We start from the raw sequence: 20580 nt of genomic DNA on the forward strand, positions 1-20580 counted from the left end.
GCGCCGTTGGGGCCGAGGAAGCCGTGCACTTCGCCTTCGCGCACGCTCATGTCCAGGCTGTCCAGCGCGCGGGTGCGGCCGTAGTTCTTGATCAGTGACCGGATCTGGATCGCATCAGTCATCAGGGTGCTCCTTGGCGTGGTGGTCGGCGATGGCCTGGCGGACCTGGCCGCCCTGTCCGGAGGTGATCCACTGGCCCAGGTGCGCGTAGACGTCGATCATGGCCATGCCGAGCCTGGCGAGGTTGGCCCGGTGTAGCGCGTCGATGCCGAATCGCCGGGTCAGGTGCTGGTGGAGCACGATCGTGCTGAGGTGCATCGCCGCCATCACGGCGGCGCGGTTGGCGGGCCGAGTACCTCCGGAGTCCAGAGACGGCCGCGTCGTGCACCGGCGCCGATCCGGCGGTTGGGGTGATCATGCGGATCAGCGTGGTCCTGCCGGCGCCGTTGAGTCCGAGCAGGGCGTAGATCTGGCCCGCTTGCAGGCTCAGAAGGACGTCGCTGTAGCGTCTGGTCAGGTCGGACGCTTCAAGGACCGGGGCCTCCGCACTGTCCATCAGGCGCTTCTTCGCCGCTGGGCGATGAGCATGAACAGCGCCCAGGCCAGCAGCCCGTCCTGCAGGACGCTCATGCCTCCGTTGCGGTGTTCGCGCGGCGCAAGCGGACGCCGACGGCGATGATCCAGGCGAAGCCGACCAGCAAGGCGGCGTGTTCGAGCAGCCCGGCGGGTGCGGGCCGGAGCAAGCCGGAGGCGTCCAGGCGGAAGGCGATCCCGGCGGCGATGGCGAAGGCGATGACCAGTGCCCCCGACCAGCGCGAGTAGAGCGCCCATCCCCGGCTACCCATGTCCGGGCTTCGCGCCAGCACGAACGGCGCGGCGGCCAGCGCGGCGAACAGCACCAGTCCGGCCAGCCCGTGGAGGCGGCCCGCGGTGGTGACCGCCGCGGGCTGGCCGGGCGGATAGCCGAGGGCGGGATCGGTGGGCACGATCCCGGCAACGACCATCGCCAGACTGGCGGCCACCAGAAGGAGCGGCGCCCAGACAGCGGCCCGGCCGCCGGGCAGGGCACGACGCAATCCGGCGGCGAAGGCGAGCAGCAGGAGCCCGCCGATCACGAAGTTGACGGTTTGCAGCCAGCCGCGCTCTCCGGTGCCGAGCTGGCTGGCGCCGTGGTGCCAGAGGCTGTAGCCGGGCCGGGTGGCGCCGTCGAGCAGCAGCAGGGCCGGGACGAGGACGCCGGAGGCGATGCCGCAGGCGAGCAGGGTGGTGGTCGGGCGCATGGGGGGAGCCTCCTAGCTCCACGATCGGAAGATCGTGGGCCGACCAGGCTTCCCGGCTCACCGACGGTCGCAACCCCTTGCCGGGGTGCGCTCCTACAGTCGCCTGGAATGTAGCACCTGGCCGCCTGCCCGGCCAGGTGCTACATGTCGCTCAGCCCTTGATGAAGCGGCGGATCATGTACCGGCGCACCGGCGGCAGGGAGGCCAGCCGCAGCGGTAGCTGGCTCAGCCACAACACCAGGGGGTTGGCGGGGGCGTAGACGCCTTTGACGCGGCGGCCGAGCTTCTGCTTGCGCTCGGCCTCGGGCCGGATGGCGGCCTCCCAGGCGGCGAGGGCGGCGAGGATGTCGCCGGGGTGGGCCTCGAGTTCGATGCCGAGGCGGTCGGCGCCGCCGACGGCCAGCGCGGAGCCGTACCCGGCGAAAAGGGTGACGCACCAGGCGGCGTCGCCGAGCAGGACCACGCGGCCTTTGCTCCAGGACGGTGCGACGACCTGGCTGATGGTGTCGAAGTAGACCGAGTCGGCCCGCTGAAGTCCGGCCAGGGCTTCGGGGATGACCCAGCCGAGGTCGCCGTAGACGCGCTGCAGTTCGGTGGCGACGTCCTCACCTGGCCTGGCGTGGTCGGAGCGGTAGCCGAAGAAGGCGACGTTGCGGCCGTCGGGGATACTGATGACCGCGGCGGTGCGCCCGCCGGACGACAGGGTGCCGGCGGCCCCGGTGGCGATGCTGGCAGGGCGTTCGTCGAGCATGAAGACGGCGACCTTGTGCTCCAGGTCGAGCAGGAAGTCCTTCTCCGGGCCGAAGGCCAGGGCGCGGGTGGCCGAGTGCAGGCCGTCGGCGCCGATCAGCAGGTCGGCCTCCTCGATGCTGCCGTCGGTCAAGCTCACGCGGACGTCGCGGCTGTCCTGGTCGATGGCGGTGAGGGTGGTGCCGAAGCGGATCTCGGTGTGGCCCTCGACCTTCTCGTACAGGACGGCTTCGAGATCGCCGCGCAGGATGGTGATCGAGCGCGGCCCGGTGGTTGCGGCGATGGTGGCGCGGTCGAGGGAGAAGCGGCGCTGGCCGTTCGGCTTGTGGTAGACGAGTTCGTCGGTGATGAAGCCTTTCTTGAGCAGGTCGGGCAGGATGCCCATGTGTTCGGCGGCGTCGTAGCCGATGCCGCCGAAGGTGACGGCGTAGCCGCCGCCGCGGCGCTGCGGGGCGCGTTCGACGATGAGGGTGTCCCAGCCGATCTGGTGCAGGCGCAGGGCGGTGGCCAGGCCGGCGATGCCGGCTCCGATGATGATGGCGCGCATGATGAGGTGGTGCTCCTTTAGAGCTGGTCGAGCAGCCGCTGTTCGGCGGCGGCGTCCAGCCACGTGTCGGGGGAGGGCGCGTCCGCGCGGGGTGCCGGGTCGCCTTCGGCCTGCAGCCAGGCCCAGGTGTCGGCGAGGGTTTCGCGTAGCGGGCGGGTGGTGAGGCCTTCGGCCAGGGCGGCGCTGACGTCGGCGTCGTGCATGCCGCTCGGCGCAGTACCGTCGGGCAGGCGCAGGCCGAGCTCCATGCCGAGCGGCAGGCCGTGGCGCATGAGCAGGTCCGGCTCGGTCCACACCAAGTCGGTGTCGAAGCCGGTGACCTCCAACGCTGTGGTGAGCAGCTCGCCGAGGGTGATCGCGCCGGGCGGGCCGGTCACGGTGAAGGCTCCGCTCAGGCCGCGATCGGCCGACCGGAGCATCCAGTCGGCGAGATCCCGGACGTCGAGGTACTGCAGCGGCGCCTCGGCCGGGGCCGGGGCGAGGATCATGCCGGCGCGCGCCAGCAGCGCCCGCTCGCCGAAGGACTCCAGCACGGCCAGCTCACCACCGCGTTTGGCGGCGGCGTAGTCGAGGCTGTCGTCACTTTCCGGGTCGGCATCGACCAGCGGGGCGCTCTCGTCGGCGCCCGGCGGCCAGGGCCAGCGGTGCGCGCCGCGGCTGGAGACGTAGCCGTAGTGTCCAGCCCGCCCGGCCAGCAGCCGGGCGCTGTCGCGGACCACGCGCGGCGCCCACGCCCAGGTGTCGATCACTGCGTCCCATTCCCCGTCGCCCAGGGCTCGCCGTACCGACTCGAGGTCGGTACGGTCGGCGATCAGCGCCCGCACGCCCTGAGCGGGATCCCGGCTGAGTCCGCGGTTGAGCGTGCTCACCTCGTCGCCGCGCTCCAGCGCGGCCTCGACGATGGCGCGGCCGACGTGATGGGTACCGCCGAGGACGATGAGTTTCACGACGCTCCTGAAGTAAGCGGCAGCCAGAGAGCTGACGGGTTGTTGTGGTCATGGAAGATCTCGTGCTCCGAAGAGCGCAGGTTCGTCCCGGTCGCGAGCGGTTCGCCGGTGCTGGGGTTGCGGCCGAAGCATGGGTGGGCGCCGCTGGAGACCTGCAGCCGGATGCACCTGGTAGCCGCGCTCGGCCAGCAGCGCCGGCAGCCGGTCCAGGACGTTGCCTCTCCCGTACGGGCTGCGCAGCAGTACCAGCGGCGGCCGGCGCTGACCGGCCGGGTAGTAGTGCGTGGCCAGCAGCCGCACACCGTCGGCGGCCGGGATCTCCACGTCGCGGCGCACAGGGGCGGGGCGCACGCCGTACAAACGGCTGAGCAGGGTCATGGCCGGATCTGCTTCCTGTCGGCTCTGATGAGAGGGCACATCGCCGACCAGGCTTCCCGGCACACCATCGAACCTCTCGCGGGAGGCCGATGAGCGAACTATACCGAATTTTCGGAAATTACTGAACGGTCGGCGTGTTCGATGCTCTGCCGTTCATGCAGGCGCACGAGACCGAGCTCCAGGCCGCCGCCACCGAGGAGGGCGATCGCGCCCATCGGCGGCTGGGCCAGATGCACGCCTTCTACAACTTCCTGCTCGGCGAACTCCCCGCCCTGCTGGACCGCCGGCATCGGCAGCGCCGCTGATGCCTGAGGTTCAGGCAAGCGTTCCGCCTGGGGTGAGGAATTCACCGATCTTGGTGGCGATGCGGGGATAGTCGGGGCCGAACCAGATCATGTGGCTGTCGGCCCGGCTTTCGACCAGTTCGGCGTTCGGCAGGACCGACGCCAAGGACTCGGCATGGGCGAAAGCCACCGACCGGTCGTGGCGGGTGGCGATCACCAGCACGGGCTGGTGGACCTGTGCGGCGCAGTCGGGCACGGGGAGCATGTCGGCGACGAAACCGCTGCCCGAGCGCATCCTGGTGAACAACCCCGCCAGCGTGGCGCGCTCCGCAGGGGACAGGCCCGCCAGGACCTGGCGCGCGGGCAGCGCTGACAGCTCACGCAGCAGCAGGCGCAGCGCCAGGGACGGGGCCAGGCGGATCAGTGAGCGCATGACCGCCCAGGTGCCGGCCTCCACTCTGGCGTGGAACACCACCCGGCCGCCCAGCCGTATCAGCCGGTCGGGCCAGGGCAGGAAGGCGACCGCGCTTTGCAGGATGACCCGCTCGACCAGGTGCGGGTGCAGGGCGGCGAGCATCAGGGCGGTCCGCCCGCCGGCCGAGATGCCCACGACCGCGGCCAGTCGCTCGATGCCCAGACTCCGGCACAGCTCGGCGATGGCGCCGGCGAACCCGACCGGCGTCGTGCCCGTGCTCAGCGGCGTACGGCCGTAGCCGGGGCGCGAGGGCGCCAGCACCGTGAACCCGGCGTCGGTGAACACCTCCTCACCCAGCGCCAGCCCCGCCCGCAGGTGACCGCCGTGCAACACCAGGACCGTCTGGCTGCCCCGGCCTTCCAGCGGGCCCTCCAGCCGGTATTCCACCGGCCCGGCCGGCGTGCGCGCGAGGGTGGTGGCGCGCTCGGGAAAGCCTGCGCGAGAAGCGGTCACCATGGCACCTCCTTGATGGAAAGCCGATCATGAGCTGGGCCGGCGGGGGTCTACCGTCGATCACGCCCGCGGTAGACCATGGCGCACACGAGCAGCAGGACGATCAGCCCGAGTCGAGCTACCAGGTCGCTCATAGATACCGCAGCCACAGGTAGGGGGTGACCAGGGCCACGGTGACCACGGCGACGATCAGGCCGTATCGGGTGAAGGTCCAGAAGCTGATCGGGGTGCCGTTGCGGGCGGCGATGCCGATGACGACGACGTTGGCGGCGGCGCCGACGGCCGTGGCGTTGCCGCCCAGATCGGCGCCGAAGGCCAGCGCCCACCACAGCACCTGAGCGCCGTCGTTGCCGCCCGAGGCTTGGACGAGCTCGGCCACGATCGGGCTCATGGTCGCCACATAGGGGATGTTGTCCACGATCGCCGACAGGCCGGCTGAGGCCCACAGCAACACCATCGTTGCCAGCCCGAGCTGGCCGGCGGTGGCATCGACGGCCAGGCGGGAGACCTGGCCGATCACACCGGTCTCGACCAGCGCGCCGACCATGACGAACAGGCCCATGAAGAACACCAGGGTGGGCCACTCCACCTCGGCGATGGCCTGCTCCGTGGTCACCTTGGTGGCCGCCACCAGCAGACCGGCGCCCAAGATCGCCACCACCGACGGCTCGTAGTGCAGCACCGGATGCAGCACGAACGCCGCCATCACCAGGCCCAGCACGGCGAGGCTCTGCCACAGCAGAGCGCGGTCGGCGATCGCCTCCCGCTCGTTCAGCCGCATGATCTCGGCGGCGCGTTTCGGGTCGTAGACGAACACCTGGCGGAACAAGATCCGGCACAGGGCGACGAACACCACCATCAGCACGATGACCATCGGCGCCATGTGGAGGAGGAAGTCGTTGAACGACAATCCGCCGCGACTGGCGATGATGATGTTCGGCGGATCGCCGACCAGGGTGGCGGCGCCGCCGATGTTGGAGGCCATCGCCTCGGCGATCAGGTACGGCACCACCGGCAGCGCCAGCCGCTGGCACACCAGGAAGGTGACCGGCGCGATCAGCAGCACCGTGGTGACGTTGTCCAGCAGCGCCGAGGCCGAGGCGGTGATGACCACCAGCAGCACCATCAGCCGGTACGGCCGGCCGCGCGCCCGTTTGGCCGCCCAGATCGCCAGATACTCGAACACGCCGGTCTGCTTGAGCACGCCGACGATCACCATCATGCCCAGCAGCAGGAAGATGACGTTCCAGTCGATGCCGCTCTGCTCGGAGAAGAACGCCGCACCGGCGTCGCTGGCGTGGATGAGCAGCATCAGGCCGGCGCCGCCGAGCGCGGCGGCGACCCGGTGGATGCGTTCGGTGGCGATCAGCGCGTAGGCGCCGAGAAAGACCGCCACCGACAGCCAGGCCAGTGCGGTCACTGGGCCAGCAGCCCGTCCATGAGCGCCTGCAGGGTGACCGCGCCCAGCAGCCGGTCCCCGTCCACGATCGCGACCAGCGGGCTGTGCGTGCGGGCCATCAGCGCGGCCAGCTCCAGCGCGGTGGCCTGCGAGTCGGTGACCGGCAGCTCGCGGGCCCGGGTGGGGAGCGCCTCGCGTACGGTCCGGCCGGTCATGGAGGTGAGCAGAGCGTCGGCGTGCGCTTCGTCCACCACCCGCGCCAAAGCTGGATCGTCTTGGCAGTAGCCGGGGACCGCCAGGCGCAGCACCTGGGTGCCGGGCAGGATGCTGGCCGGCAGGCCGGAGTCATCCACGACGATCAGGCCGGGCAGATCTTGGTCGGCCAGCAGCCGGGCGGCGTCGATCACCGCGGTGTCCAGGGTGACCGTGGGGAAGTCGGCGAGCAGGTCGCGAGCGCGCACGGCGGGCGCCTTTCCGGGGATAGACGGAAGAAATTGCCGACCAGACTTCCCGGCACACCTGTTGGAAACCTATCAACGACCGTCAAGATCGGCCAGAGCGCCATGCCCTGGTCGCTCAGCGGGCCCGCGTTACCGAACCCGACCCGCTGGCTCTGGTTGCCGCCCATCAGGCGATGGCCCGGGGCTGGTTTGCGGGTGGGATGTTCTTCTGCGATCTGCACGGCTACACCCCGGGAGCGAGCGAGCTGGTGGAGGCGTCCGCGGCGGGCTTTCGTCTGCTGGGTACGGCTTCCGCCCGGAAGAACACAACCCATAACGACGGGTGCCCGTCAAACCTAGGCTGGTGACCATGAGCCGCCTGGACTTCGATTTCGAGTACGCCAACGGCATTACTTCTGCCCGGCTGATCGCCGAATTCGGGCAGGGTGTCATCGAACGCCACTGGCCTGGTCTCTACGAGCTCGAATATCCCAGCGACGAGCGACACAACCCCTTCTTCCGCTATGGCGTGAACAACAACAACCAGGAAGAAGTGGCGGTCTACCTCGGGCTGGCCTGGGCGTTCACGGCAGGACGGCATCGTTTCGCCGTCCCGACCTGGGCGCGCGACGAGGTGATCCATTATGAGGGGCGGCAGGACTACGACCTCATCGGCTGGGAGTACGGAATCGACTCCGAACGGACGGACTGGCCCGCCCGCGACCGTGGGTTCGTTGTCCCCCGCAATATGCTGCCCATTCGACCGGCTCCCAGCGATTGGCAGCGCGCGCATCAGCGGGAGGCCGGTCTGTTCCCCGTCCGGGATTTGCGTGAGCTGACAGCCTTGACCACCGTCACGCTGGCCGACGCCTACGGCAGCGTGAACCTCTTCGGCCTCACCGACCTCGACCGCAAGACCCGGCTTATCGATTCACTACGCGGACAGCGGCCACCTGAAATGGGGATCCTGCTCGCCCCGGGAGACGTTTTCGTCGACATCACCATCGGCTGCGATCTGGGAACCTACGACTCGATCCTCGTCGCCGCCGGCGGCGACCACCGACACGAGTGGGAAGCGATCATCGCCGAATATCGGCGACGTATCCACGCCTACGAAAGCGCCATCGACTCCTTCCACACCTTCGACGACCTCTTCTCGGCGTTGTCCTCACTCCAACTGTCACCGCCCGTCCCGAACGCGTGCGGGGAGTCACCGAAGAGGTGATGGTTACACGAGCGGGACGTCCTGGCTGATTCGACGTCGTGGTCGGATTTATCTATCGGTCACAGGTTGTCCATCCCCCGTCGTTACGGTCTGCCGGTCAGTGTCCGATCGAGGGAGATGATCCATGACCATCACCAGCAAACTCGCAGCCGCCGTCGTGGTGGCGGGCTCGGTGCTCGTGGCGGCGCCGCCGGCTTCGGCCGCCGCCGACTACGACAAGTACCCGTGCCAGGAGGGCCGTGCGCGTTCGCCGTTCATGCCGGTCAACCCCGCTGCCAACCAGTGGAACCCCAACGGCAAGCACGGCAAGGGCGGGGGCGGCTCCAACGGAGCGATGACCGCCGGAGAGGCGATCGGCGGTCTCATCTCCATGATCGTCGATGAGACCAGGATGGACGGCCGGCGCGAGAAGTTCACCGAGGAAGCCCTCACCGCCGCGGACAAGGCCTCCAGCGGCCGGTGGAACATCGCCGTCCTCTACCAGGGCCTCAGCTACGACGGCAAAACCATCGCACCCAGCCTGGGCAACGGCAGCTCCTACTTCAAGAAGCACGACTGGGGCGGCAGCCTCGTCCAGAACGAACCGGCGGCCAAGCTGATGCTGTGCCACTGGGGGCTCGGCGCCACCAACCCCGAGACCCGCAAGAAGGTCGCTCCTGCCCATGTCTACTCCGTCTACATCTTCGACACCGCCGAGACGCTCGTGAACCCCGGCGACGGCGGCTTCATCAACTGGCGGTTCAAGGGCTGGTTCAACCGTGAGGGCAGCACCGTCCGCTTCGACAAGGCCCCTGGCTATCCCGAAAAGCAGAACCTGGATCCCCTCGACACCCGTCCCGGCCGCCAGATGTAGGTGAGGCCGGCTTGAGACGCCGGCGTTGTGCCCCGGCCCACCCGCGGCCGAGCGGTACCGCTCGTGGTGGTACCGCCGGGTGCGTGTCAGGGATCGGGCGCGTGTCCAGGCCGAAGCTCAGGTGGGAATTCGGCCACGTCTGAGGGCGTCAGTGAGCTGATCGGCGCCTGGAATCGGAGAAGAGCGTCGCGTAGAACGGGTTGGCGCGGAACTGGCGGGGGTGGTGCCTGGACTCCGCTTCCGCCTCGTGGGTCCCGTGCCTGGTCGTCAGGCGGACGGTCGCGAAGTAGTCCGGGTGGACGTGGTCGTCGCTGAGGGTGCGGGTGAAGCGTACGTTCAGCCGGTCGCCCTGTTCGACGGGGATGGGTTGGGCGAAGGCGGGCAGGTAGACGGGGTTCCAGCCCAGGTCCTGTGCCAGGGAGTCGATGGGCTCGTCGTCGGCGTGTCCCCACAGGCGGATCCACAGCAGGAGCCCGTCGACGCGCCCCGGGCGTTTCACGATCACCTCGGCCGTCTCCTCCGCGGTCGGGTCGAGTTCGGTGCTGAAGTCGAGTGTCTCGACGGGGGCCGATCCGGTGAGCAGGTCGTCTGGGCGGACTCCGCGCAGGGCCATCCGCATGTCGCAGGGGTGGCCGATGACGTCCAGGGTCCGCTCCAGGTAGTGCATGGTGATGGGGTCGAGGGCCGGTGCGGGCATCAGGTCGCGCATGCATATCGCACCGGTCAGGGTGACGCAGCGCGCGGGGATGATCATGCCGGAGTCGTTCAGGTGCCGGTGGCGGGCGTCGCTGATCACGGCGGCCGCCCCTTCCGAGCCGCCGATGCACCCGATGACCTCAGCGACACAGACGTCCACCCGGTCCTGGAGGTCGATGTCGGTCGACCAGCCTTCCACGAGTTCGATGCGGTCGCCGACGCCCAGCTTGGTGAGTTTCCTCCGGACCTTCAGCGCTGTGTCTTCCTGGCCTTCGATCGCGACCACCCGCCTGGCGCCGCTCTGGAGGGCGTGGCGAGCCCAGAGAAGGTCACGCCCGGTGCCGAGATCCAGTACGGAGCGTCCTGGCGCCAGCCGGTTGAGAGCCTTACGAAATGGCTCATTCCCTCTCTCGTCCTTTGTCATGAAGTGATATATGACATCGTCGTAGACGGGATATTCCCCCATTGAGGGAATCAGGCTCAGGCGTCCTCGTTTCCCGCGGCTGACGAGGACGGATATCCCTGGGTGTGAGGTCAGTGGGGTGTAGCGGGGCCGCATGCGGATACCGGCGAGTTTGGCAAGCATGCCTGACACTCCGGCAGCTCGGACAGCGGCGCGCAGGATTCGTACCGTCGCACGGATCACTTGGTCCTCCTTGGGGGATGACGCTGTGCCGTTCCGGGGAAGAGATTTACCGAACCACTTATCCGCTCAAAACGAGTGTTCGTTGGATAAATCACGAACGTGTCTCATTGAGGGCGATCCCAACGACGTAAGGGCTGGTTTCGGGCGGCAGGCCGTGCGAGGGTGTTCCGTAAACGTTTACGGCGTTTGGGAGCCTTCATGAAATCCCCCGGGTTCAACCCGTATCTGCCCAGGCCGATCGACCTGCCGACCGAGGTACCGCTGGCGGCGGGAAGCGACCTGTCGGTGCTGGACGAGGCGAAGATCTTCGCCGCACCCGGCGATCCGGCGCTGTGGGAGGTGTGGCGCGAGCGGATCGGGCAGTGGCGGGAGCAGGCGCGGGAGCGGATCGGCTACTCGGACGAGCGCTACCGGGTGTCCGACCGTGATCGTTTCAGCGTGTGCGTGGCCTGGCTGTGGGACGAGACGCTGTACGACCACGCGCGCGGCACCTTCACCGTGGACGCCTTCCTCGATGCCGCCGAGCGGGACTTCGGCGGGTACGACGGCGTGCTGCTCTGGCACGCCTACCCGGTGATCGGGATCGACGACAGAGACCAGTTCGCCTTCTATCGCGACATTCCCGAGCTGCGGGAAGTCGTCGCGGACTTCCAGCGGCGCGGCGTACGGGTCTATCTCAGCTACTACCCCTGGGCCGGCGAGACCTCTGCCGACATCGCGGACCTCACCGAGCGGCTCGGCGCCGACGGCATCTTCCTCGACAGCTCCAAGGAAGGCCGGCCGGCGTTGCGCGCCGCGCTCGACGCCATCCGGCCCGGACTGGTCATGGAGGGCGAGTCGCGGATCCCGCTGGCCCGGGTGCACGACCACCAGATGTCGTGGGCCCAGTGGTTCGCCGACTCGCCGGTGCCCGGAGTGCTGCGCGCCAAGTGGTTCGAGCGCGGGCACCTGCCGCATCACACGCGGCGCTGGCACCGTGACCATCTGGACGAACTGCACTCCGCCTGGCTGAACGGCGCCGGCATCCTCGTCTGGGAGAACGTCTTCGGCGTCTGGGTCGGCTGGAACGCCCGCGACCGCGCGGTGCTGCGCGGCATGCGCCGGGTGCATCGGACTCACGCCGCCTGGTTCGGCTCGCCGGACTGGACGCCGCTGGCCGACCACGTCCCCGGCACCACGGTGTACGGCTCCCGCTGGGTCCACGAGGGGGTGCCGCTGTGGACGGTCGTCAACCGCGGCGCGGCCTGCGACGGGCCCTGGCTGAGCACGGACGATCGGCCCGGCCACCGCTGGATCGACCTGACCACGGGCACGCCGCTGACCGTCAGCCCCGCCCCGGACGGCGGCGTCCACATCGGCGGCCCGCTGCCGGCGGGCGGCGTCGCGGCCGTGATGCCGGTGCCGCCGGGCGTCGAGGTGCCGCGGGGTGTCGAGGTGTCGCCGGGTGTCGAGGTGCCGTCGGCGCCGGACGCCGGGGAGCCGGAGGATGATGTCTTTCCGGCCAGGGCCGCTGTGCGGATGGCGAAGCCGTACGCGCCTCGCGAAGCCGTACCGGCGGGGATGGTGGAGGCGGGCGGGGGCGGGTACGAGCTGACCGTCCGCCACCGCGTGCGGGAGACCGGCCTGTACGGCGAGGCGCCCTACGTCGATGAGTGGAAGCCGCTGCCTCCCAGGCTGCACCACACCGGCACGCTGCGCCGGGCGGTCCGGCTCGGGCGGTTCGCCATCGGGGTCAGGGAGGTGAGCGCCGGGGAGTACGCGGAGTTCGTACGCTCCAGCGGCTACCGGCCGGTCCGCCCCGAACGGTTCTTGGCCGGAGACGTCGCGGACGCGCCCGCCACCCACGTGGATCTGGAGGACGCGCGCGCGTACGCCGCCTGGGCGGGAGCGCGTCTTCCCACCGAGGACGAGTGGCAGGTCGCCGGGGAGGCGGGGTTGCTGGAGCGCCGCGAGCCACTCGTGTGGAACCTCACCGAGAGCGAGCACACCGACGGGCGTACCCGGTTCTGCATCCTCAAGGGCGGCAGCGCCTACGTCCCGGAAGGCTCCGACTGGTACTTCGACGGCGGCCCGCAACCGGCGGGCGTGTCGGCCAAGCTGCTCCTGCTCGGCGCCGGGCTCACCCGTTCCCCCTCGGTCGGCTTCCGCCTCGCCGTCGACCTGCCGCCCCGATAGTCCGCTAGCCCGCGAACGACGGTCAGGCGAGGGCGACGCCGTACACCGCGTTGATGATCTTGATGGGGAGGTCCATGGTGTCCGGCTCGATGTTGGTGTGGACGGCGACGCTCCGCCGGCCGTCGTCGGTGCTCAGCGCGAGGGTGAAGGATCCCGGGAGGGTGCCGCTGACGCCGCGCACGGTCAGGCCGTCCATGCCCGCGCTGTCGAACTCGATCACGCCGAGGCCGTAGCGGGCGTGCGGCAGCCAGACGACGCCGCCGTCGTTGGTGACCATGGTCCACATCTCGCGGTGCTGAGCCGGTGGCAGCAGGCCGCCGGTCGCGATCGCGTGGAGGAAGCGGGTCAGGTCTTCTGTGGTGGAGACGATGCCGCCGGCCGCCCAGCCCCATGAGGTGTTGAGCGCGGTGACGTCGATGGGCGGTTTGTCGTGGTCGATCATTGACGCCCAGTTCTCGGCGGTGAGGGTCGCCGGGTCGACGCCGTCCTTGAGTGCGCCGGTGAGGTAGGCCGTGGGGTGCGGGTCGGGATAGCCGGTGGCGTCGGCGGGCCGTACGTGGGTGCGGGTCAGGTCGAGCGGCCGGATGACGGCGCGTTCGACTTCGGCGGCGTAGGTGTTGCCGGTGACCTTCTCGATGATGGCGCCGGCCAGGTAGTAGCCGCCGTTGGCGTAGACGAACTGCTCGCCCGGCCGGCCGGCCGGCGGCTGGGACACCGCGAGCTTCACCAGTTCGGAGGTGGTCCAGACGCGGGTCGGCTGGGTGATCATGCTGTGCTGCAGTTCGGGTGAGAGGCCGGTGAGGAACAGGCCGCCGGTGTGGTTGAGGAGATGCCGGATGGTGATCTTGCCGCCGTCGTAGCCGCCGGCCTCCAGGACGCCGGGCAGCCAGGTGTTCACCGGGTCGTCGAGGCTCAGCCTGCCTTCGGCCGCGAGGGTCAGCACGGTGGCGGCGGTGAAGGCCTTGCCGGAACTGCCGATGTGGAGGTGCTCGCCGGGCTGCCGCCGCCGACCGGTGGCGAGGTCGGCCACTCCCGCGGTGCCGAACCACGTCTCACCGGCGTCGTGGACCTCGGCGACGATGCCGGGGATGCCGTCCTCGGCAACAGCCTGGTCCAGGATCCGCTGGACCTCTTCGTGCGCCATTCTGATGCCCCTTCCAGTACTGGGTACGTTGTACGCGGTTAGGGGTCAGGCTAGGTTACTGGGTACCTTGTACGCAACTTGGTGGGAGATATCCCGAAAAAGTGTGAAGGCGAATCCGGGCTTCGGCGGAATACCGGGTGTAACCCAAAGAAGGGACACCATGCGAATGGCCGCTCCCCCGGACGTGCCTGTGACAGTCGATGACGCGGCACTCATCGAGCAGTCGTGGCGCCGCCCGGACGTGTTCGCGGTGCTCTACGACCGGTACTTCGACGAGATCTACCGCTATCTCGCCGGCCGGCTCGGCCCGCACATCGCCGACGACCTGGCCGCCGAGACGTTTCTCGTCGCCTTCCGGAAGAGGCGGACCTACGACGCAGCCCGCGGAGCCGTACGGCCGTGGCTGTACGGGATCGCCACCAAGCTCCTCGCCCAGCACCGCAGAAGTGAGACCCGCCGGCTGGCCGCCTTCCAGCGCGCTCCGGTGGACGCGTTGGCCGACGACGGCCCCGAGGACAGCGTGACCACACGGGTCGCCGCCGCGAACGCACAGGGGCGGCTCGCGTCGGCGCTGGAACGCCTGTCCCACGGGGACCGCGACGTGCTGCTCCTCATCGCGCTGGCCGATCTCAGCTACGAGGAGGTCGCCCAGGTGCTCGACATTCCTTTCGGGACCGTCGGATCCCGCCTCAACCGGGCCCGCAAGAAGTTACGCGCGGCCCTGGGCGGAACCAATCCCATGATCGGAGGGACCGATGGATGATGATCTGACCGCGGTGCGCGATCTGCTCTCCGCTCCGGGCCCCACCCGGGAGACGACCGACAAAGGCCGCGCGCGCCTGAGCGACGCGTTGTCGCGCCGGCCCAGGAGATGGGTCACGCCGATGCGTACCGGCATGGTCGCCGCCGCGCTGGCCACGGCGCTGGGGGTGGCGGTCATCATGCCCTCGGACGACCTGGTCCTGCTGACCCCCGACCCGACCGCGGCCTCCACCGCGCCGACCGCCAGGCAGATCCTGCTCGCCGCGGCCACGGCCATGGCCAGGACGCCCTCGGCCGGCGACTACTGGCGGGCGCGCACGGTCACCGGCAAGCTGATCGTCAGCCCCGATCGCCGGTACGTGCTGCGCCGCGACTCGGCCAGCGAGACCTGGCTGACCCGGGCGGCGGGCGGGCGGAGCGGGTCGTTCAACCAGTACCTGGGCGCCCGGCCGGCCTCGGAGAAGGACAAGCTGGCCTGGCAGGCGGCGGGCGGGCCGGTCAGCTGGCGCTACCCGGACGACGTCACCGGCATGGGCTTCATCGGCGCGGGCGAGACCGTGCAGTCGGCGCCGGGGGCGCGGGTGGGCGGAGCGCCGAAGGAGCCGGTCGACTGGGACGAGGTCGGCAGGATCCCGGCGGGCGCGGCGCCGCTGCGCTCGTACCTGGAGGCGAAGATCGGCGCGGTCAGCCCGCGGGAGCGGGATTCCCGGCTGCGCAAGAGCTGCATGGAGATCCTGTCCGGGCTGCCGGTCTCGCCTGAGGTACGCGCCTCCGCGTACCAGGTGATGGCCTCGCTGCCCGGGATGACGGCGGAGGGAGAGGTGACCGATCCGCTGGGCCGTACGGGACAGGCGCTTCGCTACCAGGTCAACCGGCCGGAGGGGCAGGTCAGCGACGCCCGCTTCGTGGTCGATCCGGACAGCGGCTTCCCCCTGGCCAACGAGACCAAGGGCGTGGGGCGGCTGGCCGACGGCCAGAGCGTGGAGGTCAGCTCCTTCACCGCCTACCAGCAGATCGGCTGGACGGACGAGGAACCGGCCTGGGAGAGCGATCGTGTTCACGCTGAATGAGGTCAGGGAGCGCACGTACAAGCCGCGCGACGCGTGGTGGACGGTGTTCCTGGTCGATCCGCTGGCGGGGCGGCTGGTGGTGGCCGCGGCCAACCGCACCTCGATCACCCCGAACCAGGTCACGTGGGCGGCGTTCGCGCTCGGGCTGGGGTCGGCGGCCTGCTTCGTCATGGGCGACTGGAACTGGCTGGCGGCCGGGGCGGTCCTGTACCACCTGAGCTTCGTCCTGGACTGCGTGGACGGCAAGATCGCGCGGCTCAAGGGGACCGGGACGGTCTTCGGCGGCTGGCTCGACTACGTCTTCGACCGGATCCGGGTGCTGGCCTGCGCCGTGGCGCTCATGTGGGGGCAGTACCGGCTGACCGGGCAGGACCTCTACCTGATCCTCGGCATCGCGGTGGTCTTCCTCGACATGCTGCGCTACGTCGACGCCTTCCAGGTGGCGAAGGTCCGCCGCGCGATGCGCCGCCAGCTCGACGAGGCGATCGGCGGCCCGGACCAAGAGCACGACGAGGAGCACCATGTGGAGCCGGAGGAGCTGATCGACCTGCAGCGCGGCTTCCGCAGCCGCTTCTCCTGGTACATGGTGGCGCGCGACTGGCTGCGCGACCACCGGGTGCGTACGCACCTGATGAGCGGCATCGAGTTCCAGATGGCGGTGTTCATCGTGGGGCCGCTGCTGGGGCTGGTCGTGCCGGTCACGCTGGCCGCGGCGGGGCTGCTGCTGGTCTTCGAGGTGGCGATCATGTACAAGCTCTGGCTGTCCTCGCGTGACCTGACCAGGGCGCTGACCGGCATGAGGGCGGGGGGTTAATTGCGTTGAGAGCGGGGGTGGCCGTCTGCTCTACTCGGGACGGACGGCCGGCCGCCCAGCTCCGTCGATGAGAAGAAGGAGCCCCAAGATGCGCGAAGCGTACATGTTTCCACAAAAGGTAAATCTCACCTCTTTTAGGGACATGACGCTTCGTGAAGATGCTCAACTTGGGGATTTTGGCGCATGTAGACGCCGGTAAGACCAGCCTGACCGAGCGGCTCCTCTACGCCGCTGGGGTCATCGACGAGATCGGCAGCGTCGACGACGGCAGCACCCAGACCGACTCGCTCGCGCTCGAACGCCGCCGCGGCATCACGATCAAGTCCGCGGTCGTCTCCTTCGCGATCGGCGACGTCACCGTCAACCTGATCGACACCCCCGGCCACCCCGACTTCATCGCCGAGGTGGAGCGGGTTCTGAGCGTCCTCGACGGCGCCGTGCTGGTGATCTCCGGCGTGGAGGGCGTGCAGGCCCAGACCCGCGTGCTCATGCGCACGCTCAAGCGCCTGCGCATCCCGACGATCCTGTTCGTCAACAAGATCGACCGCCGCGGCGCCCGGACCGACGCCGTCCTGCGCCAGATCACCGAACGGCTCACCCCCGCCGCCATCCCGCTGGGGACCGCGCACGACCTCGGCACTCCCGCCGCCTCCTTCCATCGCGTGTACGGCGGAGCCGACGTGCTGGCCGACAACGACGAGGCGATGCTGGCCGCGTACGTGGCCGACGCCGTCGAGGAGGACCGCCTGCGCGCCGAGCTGGCGGCCCAGACCGCCGCCGCCCTCGTCCACCCGGTCTTCTTCGGCTCGGCCATCACCGGCGCCGGAGTCGCGGAGCTGAGCGACGGCATCCGCGAACTCCTCCCGGCCGCCGAGGGCGGGGCGGACGCACCGCTCTCCGGCACCGTCTTCAAGATCGAACGCGGTCCGGCGGGAGAGAAGATCGCCTACGCCCGGCTGTTCACCGGCGCCGTGCGCGTGCGCGACAAGCTGCCCTTCCGCACCGCTCAGGAGGGCAAGGTGACCGCCATCGCCGCCTTCGGGAACGGCGCGGCGATCCCCGGGCAGGAGGCGCGCGCGGGCCAGATCGCCAAGCTCTGGGGCCTGGACGACATCAGGATCGGCGACCGGATCGGCGAGGCGCCGCCCGGCTCGGACGCCCACCACTTCGCCCCGCCCTCCCTGGAGACGGTCGTCATCCCCGCGCGCCCGTCGGAGAAGGGCGCCCTGCGCGCCGCGCTCGCCCAGCTCGCCGAGCAGGACCCGCTGATCAATCTGCGCCAGGACGACCTGCGGCAGGAGATCTTCCTGTCCCTCTACGGCGAGGTGCAGAAGGAGGTCATCGAGGCCACGCTGGCCGACGAGTTCGGCCTCGCGGTCACCTTCCGCGAGACCACCACGATCTGCGTCGAACGCCCCTCCGGCACCGGTTCGGCGGTCGAGTTCATCGACAAGGCTCCCAACCCGTTCCTGGCCACGGTCGGGCTGCGCGTGGATCCGGCGCCGGTCGGCAGCGGGGTGGAGTTCCGGCTCGGGGTCTCGCTGGGCGACATGCCGTACGCGTTCTTCAAGGCGGTCGAGGACACCGTCCACGAGACGCTCCGGCAGGGGCTGCGCGGGTGGCAGGTCGTGGACTGCACGGTCACGATGACGCACTCCGGCTACTACCCGCGCCAGAGTCACGCGCACCAGAGCTTCGACAAGAGCATGTCGAGCACCGGGGCCGACTTCAGGGGGCTGACGCCGCTGGTGCTGATGAGCGCGCTCAGGCGGGCGGGTACGCGGGTGTGCGAGCCGCTGCACCGCTTCCGGCTGGAGATCCCGGCCGACGCGCTGGGGCCGGTGCTGCCGTTGCTGGCGCGGTTGCGGGCCATACCCAGGACGCAGAGCGAGGGCGTGATCGAGGGAGAGATCCCCGCGGCCAGGGTGCACGAGCTGCAGCAGCAACTGCCCGCGCTCACCCGCGGCGAGGGCGTGCTGGAGAGCTCCTTCGAGCGCCACCACGAGGTCTCCGGCGCGCCGCCCGAGCGCGAGCGGACCGACCACAACCCGCTCAACCGCAAGGAGTACCTGCTCCACGTGGAACGGAGGGTCTGAGCAGCTCAGGGCGTGGAAATGTCAGTGACGACCGGCATGATGAACCCATGAGCGACGCGCCTCCCCTCACCCTCATCGCCGACCACGCCGCCTACGCGGAGGCGGTGCAGCTGGCCCTCGACGCCGCCGCGGCCTACTACGCCGACGGCACCTCCACGCTCGACGACGACTCCTACGACCGGCTGCTGCGCGGCATCGTGGCCTACGAGGAGGAGCATCCCGACGAGGTGCTGGCCGACTCACCAACGGGCAAGGTGGCGGGCGGCGCCGTGGTCGGCGACGTGCCGCACAGCGTGCCCATGCTCAGCCTCGACAACGTCTTCGGCGCCGAGCAACTGGCCGAGTGGGCCGCCTCGGTCGAGCGCAGGATCGGCAGGCCGGTCGCGGAGTGGAGCGTGGAGCCCAAGCTCGACGGCCTGGCGATCGCCGCCCGCTACCGCAGGGGCCGGCTGGTCCAGCTCATCACCCGCGGCGACGGCACGGCGGGCGAGGACGTCAGCCACGCCGCCGGCACCATCGTCGGGCTGCCCGAGCGGCTGGCCGAGCCGGTCACGGTCGAGCTGCGCGGCGAGGTCATGATGACCGCCGCGCAGTTCGACGACGCCTGCGCCAAGCGCCAGGCCCACGACGGCACCACGTTCGCCAACCCGCGCAGCGCCGCCGCCGGCACCCTGCGCGCCCAGGACCGCCCCTACACCTGCGAGCTGACGTTCTTCGGCTACGGCGCGCTGCCTGCCCCCGACGACGTCTCCGAGCTGGCCGTCCGCCTGCGCGAGCTGCCCCACAGCCAGGTCATGGAGTGGGTGGCCGCCCAGGGCGTCCAGACCACGGCCGCCACCCCGGTCGCCGGCGTCGTCGCCCACAGCCTGGAGCGGGTCCAGGAGCGCGTCGAGCAGATCGCCGCGGCCCGCGCCGACCTGCCCTTCGGCATCGACGGCATCGTGATCAAATGCGACCTGGCCGACGACCAGGCGGCGGCGGGCTTCAGCTCGCGCGCCCCGCGCTGGGCCATCGCCTACAAGCTGCCCGCCACCGAGAAGATCACCAAGCTGATCGCCGTGGAGTGGAACACCGGGCGCACCGGCATCATCGCCCCCCGCGCCGTGCTGGAGCCGGTCGAGCTCGACGGCTCCATCGTCACCTACGCCACCCTCCACAACCCGGCCGACATCGCCCGCCGCGGCCTGATGCTCGGCGACTCGGTCGTCGTCTACAAGGCCGGCGACGTGATCCCGCGCGTCGAGGCCCCCGTCGTGCACCTGCGCACCGGCGAGGAACAGCCGATCGCCATCCCGGAGGTCTGCCCGTCGTGCGGCGACGCGATCGACGCCTCGCAGGAGCGCTGGCGGTGCGTGCGGGGCCGCGCCTGCCGCGCGATCGCCTCCATCCAGTACGCCGCCGGCCGCGACCAGCTCGACATCGAGACCCTGGCCGAGCAGCGCACCCAGCAGCTGCTCGACGCCGGCTTCATCACCGACTTCGCCGACCTGTTCTTCCTGACCCGCGAGCAGGTGCTCGGCCTGGAGCGGATGGGCGAGACCAGCACCGACAACCTCCTGGCCGCCATCGAGCAGGCCAAGAGCAGGCCGCTGAGCCGCGTGTTCTGCGCGCTGGGCGTACGGGGGACGGGCCGTTCGATGAGCCGGCGCATCGCCCGGCACTTCGCCACGATGGAGGCCATCCGCGCCGCCGACGCCGAGGCGATCCAGCAGGTCGAGGGCATCGGCCCGGAGAAGGCGCCGGTGGTGGTGGCCGAGCTCCTGGAGCTCGCGCCGCTGATCGACAAGCTGGTCCAGGCGGGCGTCAACATGACCGAGCCCGGCGCCACCCCACCCGACGCCGCCCCGGAAGAGGGCGGGCAGGGGCCGCTGTCCGGAATGACGGTGGTGGTGACCGGGGCGATGTCCGGGGTCCTGGAGTCGCTGTCGCGCAACCAGATGAACGAGCTGATCGAACGCGCGGGCGGCAAGTCGTCGTCGAGCGTCTCGGCCAAGACGTCGTTGCTGGTGGCGGGGGAGAAGGCCGGGTCGAAGCGGACCAAGGCCGAATCGCTGGGCGTGCGGGTCATGTCGCCGGAGGAGTTTGCCGCTCTGGTGGAAGGGGTTTACCCGGGGTAGGGAGCAGTTCCCAATCTGATGAAAGGGGT

General features: G+C 70.1%; 19 protein-coding genes and 2 pseudogenes. 9 read left to right on the top strand and 12 right to left on the bottom strand.

Annotated features, from left to right (window positions below; translation table 11 throughout):
- The 7 genes and pseudogenes from ACFWYW_RS42315 to ACFWYW_RS42345 all read right to left on the bottom strand — a co-directional run.
- Positions 1–122, bottom strand: a pseudogene (locus ACFWYW_RS42315) (ABC transporter ATP-binding protein); the annotation flags it as partial.
- On the bottom strand, positions 115–318 hold the full coding sequence (locus ACFWYW_RS42320; protein ID WP_379611438.1) for a hypothetical protein: 204 nt from the start codon (positions 316–318) through the stop codon (positions 115–117). The gene ACFWYW_RS42320 and the pseudogene ACFWYW_RS42315, both read right to left, overlap by 8 nt.
- An 88-nt stretch (positions 319–406) precedes the next feature.
- Positions 407–556 (bottom strand): annotated as a pseudogene (locus tag ACFWYW_RS42325) (ATP-binding cassette domain-containing protein); the annotation flags it as partial.
- Positions 557–626: 70 nt separating this feature from the next.
- Positions 627–1280 carry a DUF998 domain-containing protein gene (locus ACFWYW_RS42330; RefSeq protein WP_379611144.1) on the bottom strand — a complete coding sequence of 218 codons (654 nt, stop codon included), beginning with the start codon at positions 1278–1280 and terminating at the stop codon, positions 627–629.
- Positions 1281–1431: 151 nt separating this feature from the next.
- Positions 1432–2577 (bottom strand): FAD-dependent monooxygenase, encoded by a 1146-nt coding sequence (locus ACFWYW_RS42335; RefSeq protein ID WP_379611145.1) that lies wholly within the window; start codon positions 2575–2577, stop codon positions 1432–1434.
- 17 nt (positions 2578–2594) lie between these two features.
- On the bottom strand, positions 2595–3524 hold the full coding sequence (locus ACFWYW_RS42340) for an NAD-dependent epimerase/dehydratase family protein (RefSeq protein ID WP_379611148.1): 930 nt from the start codon (positions 3522–3524) through the stop codon (positions 2595–2597).
- A gap of 48 nt (positions 3525–3572) precedes the next feature.
- Positions 3573–3902, bottom strand: a complete 330-nt coding sequence (locus ACFWYW_RS42345; RefSeq protein ID WP_379611149.1) for a CocE/NonD family hydrolase — start codon at positions 3900–3902, stop codon at positions 3573–3575.
- A 134-nt stretch (positions 3903–4036) separates the two neighbouring features.
- Here ACFWYW_RS42345 and ACFWYW_RS42350 point away from each other — a divergent pair, with 134 nt between their 5' ends.
- Positions 4037–4207 carry a hypothetical protein gene (locus ACFWYW_RS42350; RefSeq protein WP_379611150.1) on the top strand — a complete coding sequence of 57 codons (171 nt, stop codon included), beginning with the start codon at positions 4037–4039 and terminating at the stop codon, positions 4205–4207.
- A 10-nt stretch (positions 4208–4217) separates the two neighbouring features.
- On the opposite strand, the gene ACFWYW_RS42355 is transcribed toward ACFWYW_RS42350, so the two are convergent.
- From ACFWYW_RS42355 to ACFWYW_RS42365, 3 genes are all read right to left on the bottom strand, one after another.
- On the bottom strand, positions 4218–5117 hold the full coding sequence (locus tag ACFWYW_RS42355) for an alpha/beta fold hydrolase (protein ID WP_379611151.1): 900 nt from the start codon (positions 5115–5117) through the stop codon (positions 4218–4220).
- A gap of 127 nt (positions 5118–5244) precedes the next feature.
- On the bottom strand, positions 5245–6534 hold the full coding sequence (locus ACFWYW_RS42360; protein ID WP_379631661.1) for an ArsB/NhaD family transporter: 1290 nt from the start codon (positions 6532–6534) through the stop codon (positions 5245–5247).
- On the bottom strand, positions 6531–6974 hold the full coding sequence (locus ACFWYW_RS42365) for a CBS domain-containing protein (RefSeq protein WP_379611153.1): 444 nt from the start codon (positions 6972–6974) through the stop codon (positions 6531–6533). The genes ACFWYW_RS42360 and ACFWYW_RS42365 overlap by 4 nt, the downstream gene beginning before the upstream one ends.
- 349 nt (positions 6975–7323) lie before the next feature.
- Between ACFWYW_RS42365 and ACFWYW_RS42370 the strand changes: the two genes are divergently transcribed.
- Positions 7324–8178 (top strand): hypothetical protein, encoded by an 855-nt coding sequence (locus tag ACFWYW_RS42370; RefSeq protein ID WP_379611155.1) that lies wholly within the window; start codon positions 7324–7326, stop codon positions 8176–8178.
- A 124-nt stretch (positions 8179–8302) separates the two neighbouring features.
- Positions 8303–9031, top strand: a complete 729-nt coding sequence (locus ACFWYW_RS42375; protein ID WP_379611156.1) for a hypothetical protein — start codon at positions 8303–8305, stop codon at positions 9029–9031.
- A gap of 148 nt (positions 9032–9179) precedes the next feature.
- Here the strand turns inward: ACFWYW_RS42375 and ACFWYW_RS42380 are convergent, their stop codons facing one another.
- A complete protein-coding gene (locus ACFWYW_RS42380; protein WP_379611157.1) occupies positions 9180–10151 on the bottom strand; it encodes a hypothetical protein in 972 nt (323 codons plus the stop codon).
- Between the two features lie 420 nt (positions 10152–10571).
- Between ACFWYW_RS42380 and ACFWYW_RS42385 the strand changes: the two genes are divergently transcribed.
- A complete protein-coding gene (locus ACFWYW_RS42385; protein ID WP_379611158.1) occupies positions 10572–12548 on the top strand; it encodes an SUMF1/EgtB/PvdO family nonheme iron enzyme in 1977 nt (658 codons plus the stop codon).
- Positions 12549–12570: 22 nt separating this feature from the next.
- Here the strand turns inward: ACFWYW_RS42385 and ACFWYW_RS42390 are convergent, their stop codons facing one another.
- On the bottom strand, positions 12571–13692 hold the full coding sequence (locus tag ACFWYW_RS42390) for a serine hydrolase domain-containing protein (RefSeq protein WP_379611159.1): 1122 nt from the start codon (positions 13690–13692) through the stop codon (positions 12571–12573).
- Between the two features lie 190 nt (positions 13693–13882).
- Between ACFWYW_RS42390 and ACFWYW_RS42395 the strand changes: the two genes are divergently transcribed.
- The 5 genes from ACFWYW_RS42395 (at position 13883) to ligA (ending at position 20551) form a co-directional block, all read left to right on the top strand.
- Positions 13883–14455, top strand: coding sequence for an RNA polymerase sigma factor (locus tag ACFWYW_RS42395; protein ID WP_379611160.1), 573 nt, complete (start codon positions 13883–13885; stop codon positions 14453–14455).
- Positions 14448–15524 carry a CU044_5270 family protein gene (locus ACFWYW_RS42400; RefSeq protein ID WP_379611161.1) on the top strand — a complete coding sequence of 359 codons (1077 nt, stop codon included), beginning with the start codon at positions 14448–14450 and terminating at the stop codon, positions 15522–15524. The genes ACFWYW_RS42395 and ACFWYW_RS42400 overlap by 8 nt, the downstream gene beginning before the upstream one ends.
- Positions 15508–16338 (top strand): CDP-alcohol phosphatidyltransferase family protein, encoded by an 831-nt coding sequence (locus ACFWYW_RS42405; RefSeq protein WP_379611162.1) that lies wholly within the window; start codon positions 15508–15510, stop codon positions 16336–16338. The genes ACFWYW_RS42400 and ACFWYW_RS42405 overlap by 17 nt, the downstream gene beginning before the upstream one ends.
- Before the next feature lie 158 nt (positions 16339–16496).
- Positions 16497–18434 carry a GTP-binding protein gene (locus tag ACFWYW_RS42410; RefSeq protein ID WP_379611431.1) on the top strand — a complete coding sequence of 646 codons (1938 nt, stop codon included), beginning with the start codon at positions 16497–16499 and terminating at the stop codon, positions 18432–18434.
- Between the two features lie 47 nt (positions 18435–18481).
- The gene (gene ligA, locus ACFWYW_RS42415; protein ID WP_379611163.1) at positions 18482–20551 is read left to right on the top strand and encodes an NAD-dependent DNA ligase LigA; all 2070 of its coding nucleotides are present in this window, start codon (positions 18482–18484) and stop codon (positions 20549–20551) included.
- Positions 20552–20580 lie beyond the last annotated feature (29 nt).

The sequence above is a fragment of the Nonomuraea sp. NPDC059023 genome (genome assembly GCF_042740095.1).
In the GTDB taxonomy this organism is placed as follows: Bacteria; Actinomycetota; Actinomycetes; order Streptosporangiales; family Streptosporangiaceae; genus Nonomuraea.

Bases quoted from the DNA above. Each gene is read 5' to 3' on its own strand.
- ACFWYW_RS42335 (WP_379611145.1), bottom strand. From the start codon at position 2,577: ATGCGCGCCATCATCATCGGAGCCGGCATCGCCGGCCTGGCCACCGCC.
- ligA (WP_379611163.1), top strand. From the start codon at position 18,482: ATGAGCGACGCGCCTCCCCTCACCCTCATCGCCGACCACGCCGCCTAC.
- ACFWYW_RS42345 (WP_379611149.1), bottom strand. From the start codon at position 3,902: ATGACCCTGCTCAGCCGTTTGTACGGCGTGCGCCCCGCCCCTGTGCGC.
- ACFWYW_RS42355 (WP_379611151.1), bottom strand. From the start codon at position 5,117: ATGGTGACCGCTTCTCGCGCAGGCTTTCCCGAGCGCGCCACCACCCTC.
- ACFWYW_RS42410 (WP_379611431.1), top strand. From the start codon at position 16,497: ATGCTCAACTTGGGGATTTTGGCGCATGTAGACGCCGGTAAGACCAGC.
- ACFWYW_RS42385 (WP_379611158.1), top strand. From the start codon at position 10,572: ATGAAATCCCCCGGGTTCAACCCGTATCTGCCCAGGCCGATCGACCTG.
- ACFWYW_RS42320 (WP_379611438.1), bottom strand. From the start codon at position 318: ATGCACCTCAGCACGATCGTGCTCCACCAGCACCTGACCCGGCGATTC.
- ACFWYW_RS42390 (WP_379611159.1), bottom strand. From the start codon at position 13,692: ATGGCGCACGAAGAGGTCCAGCGGATCCTGGACCAGGCTGTTGCCGAG.
- ACFWYW_RS42330 (WP_379611144.1), bottom strand. From the start codon at position 1,280: ATGCGCCCGACCACCACCCTGCTCGCCTGCGGCATCGCCTCCGGCGTC.
- ACFWYW_RS42370 (WP_379611155.1), top strand. From the start codon at position 7,324: ATGAGCCGCCTGGACTTCGATTTCGAGTACGCCAACGGCATTACTTCT.
- ACFWYW_RS42400 (WP_379611161.1), top strand. From the start codon at position 14,448: ATGGATGATGATCTGACCGCGGTGCGCGATCTGCTCTCCGCTCCGGGC.
- ACFWYW_RS42380 (WP_379611157.1), bottom strand. From the start codon at position 10,151: ATGACAAAGGACGAGAGAGGGAATGAGCCATTTCGTAAGGCTCTCAAC.
- ACFWYW_RS42375 (WP_379611156.1), top strand. From the start codon at position 8,303: ATGACCATCACCAGCAAACTCGCAGCCGCCGTCGTGGTGGCGGGCTCG.